Annotated in this window: 2 protein-coding genes; both read right to left on the bottom strand. The window is 57.3% G+C overall.

Features of this window, described 5'->3' with window-relative positions; all coding sequences use genetic code 11:
* Positions 1-450: 450 nt before the first annotated feature.
* On the bottom strand, positions 451-2,478 hold the full coding sequence (locus Q363_RS30890) for an LVIVD repeat-containing protein (RefSeq protein ID WP_035358436.1): 2,028 nt from the start codon (positions 2,476-2,478) through the stop codon (positions 451-453).
* Positions 2,475-3,182 carry a DUF305 domain-containing protein gene (locus Q363_RS30885; protein ID WP_035358434.1) on the bottom strand — a complete coding sequence of 236 codons (708 nt, stop codon included), beginning with the start codon at positions 3,180-3,182 and terminating at the stop codon, positions 2,475-2,477. The genes Q363_RS30890 and Q363_RS30885 overlap by 4 nt, the downstream gene beginning before the upstream one ends.
* Positions 3,183-3,681: the final 499 nt, after the last annotated feature.

Genomic DNA, 3,681 nt, shown 5'->3' with positions numbered 1-3,681 from the left:
GAAAGAACAGTCAAACGGCGTACCTGAAACCTGATTGCTCAATAGGCTCTTCCACAGCCGAGGGGTTTTGTAGGACAGGTACGCGGCGTATCTCAACATGGCCAGGAGACTGATCTCCACCAAAAGGCCGGATACATTGACGCAGACATTCCTTCATCCATAAACTTTTCTCTTGCATTCAGACGGCGGACCATACATTCGGAAAGTTCATCGCCGAGCCACGCATCCAGAGAATCGATTAGTCCCGATAAGAGAGTAGGCTTGTGGGAAGTAAAAACTGCTCGCGAGTGAATAAGTCTCTGCAACGCTCCTTAGCGACCAGGCCATCGTTGCGTAAAAGGCCGATACCTCATCCTGTACGTCCTGTTATCCCATTGATCCAGTTTCCATCAACAAAACGGTCCCTCAATCAGGTACAACGCGTGACGACTGGGTGAGGCTCGTCGTAATTTACTCCCCCGCTTTGGCGTTGGCTGCACCACCGCTCGCCAGGATCTTCGACAGTGCGCGGAGACGTTCTGCGTCCGCCGGAGTTTTAGCAGTTGCAGCGGCCTTTTCGACTGTCTTGGCATCGGCGTGGAGTTTCTTGGTATTCTTTGCGTCGATGTTGGAGTTGATCGCCGCAATCTTGTCCGCAGGAAGACTGCTTCCCCGGGCAAGCTGGTCAAGGTAGGCCTTCGCCGTCAGGAACGTCATTGGATAATCGATGTGGGGCTGGTCCTGAACGTTCAGCTCTGGCAGATAAACCTGGGCCGCCGCATCAATTTCGTTCTGCGTCAGGTACTTGGTCGGAACGAGTTTAAGCACGTCCGTACCGCGAGCGATCTCCGAACCGTAGATATAGCCGTTGTAGTAGTAGGTGGACCACTGGCCGCCCATCGCAGGCCGGCTATCGTCGACCGGTCCGCGATCGAAGTAGCCAATCTCAAACGGATTCGTCGGGTCGGTGTAATCCATCAGCGACACGCCGCCCTGATACCATGACTGAACTTCGATGTTGCGCCCCGGAACCGGAACCATCGAGCCATTGTGCGCGACGCAGTTCTCCTTGTCCGTCTGCGGCGCGGGCATCTTGTAGTAGGAGTCGAGCTTCAGCTTCTTGTCCGGAGTGATACTGAAGATGGCGTCCGCGCCCCAAGCCATGGGGTCAGATACGCGGCAACGCGGCTGGCCGCCACCACCCCACTCATCGGTGAAGAGGACCGTCTTGCCGTCGTTAGAGAAGTTGGCCGAGTGCCAGAAGGCGTAGTTGGGATCCGTCACCGCGTCGAGACGCTTCGGGTGTGCCGGGTCCCGGATGTCGAGCAGGATTCCATTACCCGAACACGCGCCGCCTGCCAGGCCAAGCCACGTGTAGACCGTAATGTCGTGGCAGCCTCGGGTGGACGAAGTAGTCTGCGTACCCTCGCCGTGATTGCCGCCCTTCCACAGGCCGTTGACGTTGCCGGTCTCAGGATCGGAGAATATCCGCGGGCTGTCGATCACTTTGGCCAATTCAGGATGCGCAACCGGCACCTTGATAATGACGATCGTGAACAGTGCGGTATTGGGATCCTTATCTGGATCGCCGCCGGAGCAGCCGCCGAGTTCAGCAGAAGGACGTACTCCCGCAGAGCCGGAGACATAGATATAGACGTTGTCCTTGTCCTTCGGGTCAAGCACGAGCGTGTGTGTATGCGAGCCGCGGCATGTCTGCACGTCAGCCACCTGCTTTGGGTTGTGAATATCGGAGATGTCGAAGATGCGCACGCCCTTTACACGGTCCGGGCTGGGCGCAGGCTGGCGCATCCTGAACGCCCGCATTGCCGCTGCATCGGCGGCGGCATCACCCGTCGGAGCCGGTGGCTGAGGCTCGGCACTCCCCGTCTGAAAGCCCTGAGTACCGCAATCCATGCGGCCATTGGCAGCTTCAACCGACATGAAGAGGAGATTCTTGTAGACCGAGACATCGCCCTGGCCGCCGGGGCAGACCATGGAGGTGACCAACTTCAGGTGGGCTGGGTCGGAGATGTCATAAATATTGACCCCGCTGTAGTTGCCGTTGAATAAATACTTCGCGTTGAACGCAAGGTCGGAGTTCGTCCCGCCGTAGTTCGCGCGAGGGCCGCTGGGCCGCGCGCCGCCGGGCCGGCGAGGAGCGTCGGGATCAACCGGCGGCGGTGCAGGCGTAGCGTCGACGGCCTTGATCGAGTCGAGGTCCGGAGCAAAGCCCGCGGGCTTCGGCGTGGTCATCACCAGTTGCAGGCCAAGCATAGCGGTGCCTGCGTCATACAGGCCGCCTTTAAGACCCACGCGAGGATCATCCGGCTCGGAGCGCTCATTGACGAAGACGCTCGGAGGCAGAGGTGGCGTTTTGGCCGCAGGCGGTGCCGCCGATGCAGTCGTAGTGGTCTGGGCGGCGCACAGGCCTGTCGCCGAGAGGGCAAGGGCTAGCGCCAGGACATTGCGGGTAGAGCGCGGGCAAATACTCCGGATCATTGTCTCTCCTTCAGCATGTGACGCATGATGTCAATTTCAGCTTGTTGCGTGTTGTCGACGTCGCTCGCGAAGTCGAACAGTTGTGGGTCCTGACCAGCCCCGGGGCTGGCAAAAAGATCTTTCACCATCTGCAGAGCGCCGCTGTGGTGCTGGATCATTCCAGTAAGAAAGAGATGGTCGAACACCGGTCCGGTCGACTTGCGCAAAGCATCCATTTGAGCAGCGGTCAGCATGCCAGGCATCATCGGCATGCTCATGTCCATGCCTTTCATGTCCTTCATATCCATTCCCTTCATGTCCATGCCGGCCATGGGATCGGCGGAGATGTGAAAGCCGCGGTCGGTGAGCCACTGCTTCATCCAACGCATCTCGTCGGTCTGGGAGACATCAATCTTCTTGCCAAGCTCCATAATCGCCGGGTCCTGAGTGCGAGTCTTCAGCAACTCAGTCATCTCGACCGCCTGGTTATGGTGCATGATCATGCCTTGCATAAAGTCGACGTCGGCTTTAGAAGGAGTCTTTGGCGCCTCGCTGGCCTTTGCGGCCTCCTTGGAAAGCGTCTTGTTGCCGGTCCCAGGCGCGCCCGGCTGAACGATCGTCGGTGCAGGCGAAGGTGCCTGTGCGGCCTGCTGCGACCACGCAGCCGTAGCACAGACGGCAACGACAGCAACAAATCGGAGTGTGGGGAAAGTTTGGTAAGACAACGACCCTCCAACTGTGATGCAAAAGAAGTAGAGAATTGCAGCGACATCCTGAACGATCCGTCAACAGAAAATCTACTGCTGACGACGTCAAACGATCCCACCTGCATTCACCCGTCAGCGATCCTGAGTGCTCCAGAGAGGGCACAAGGGTTCAAGAAAGTGTTTTCCTGAATATAAACACGTCTGTAATCACAGTGCAATCAGATAAGACCTATGAGCCGCCGCCTCATGATTCCGACTTCAGGCAGGAACCCTTCATTGCCTGATGTGTGTAGCAGTATGTGAACGAGTTTCGCGCATTGGCTTTGCCGTTTCGGACCAAAAATAAAAAGCCTGCAGAAATTTCCCAATCGAATGCGACCTATTTCTTCGAATCCGGCGGGGCTTTCGGAAGTTGCCGATAATCCGACTTTTCATTACCTAGCCGATGTAATCCTGAAATCACTGCCGTCCAAATTAGCAGGGATGGAATTGGACAAAGGCTGAAGACATAGGGGTA

It is taken from the genome of Edaphobacter aggregans DSM 19364, from assembly GCF_000745965.1.
Taxonomy (GTDB): Bacteria; Acidobacteriota; Terriglobia; order Terriglobales; family Acidobacteriaceae; genus Edaphobacter; species Edaphobacter aggregans.
The sequence above is the reverse complement of the archived record's forward strand: the minus strand, read 5'-3'. Positions and strand labels throughout refer to the sequence as shown.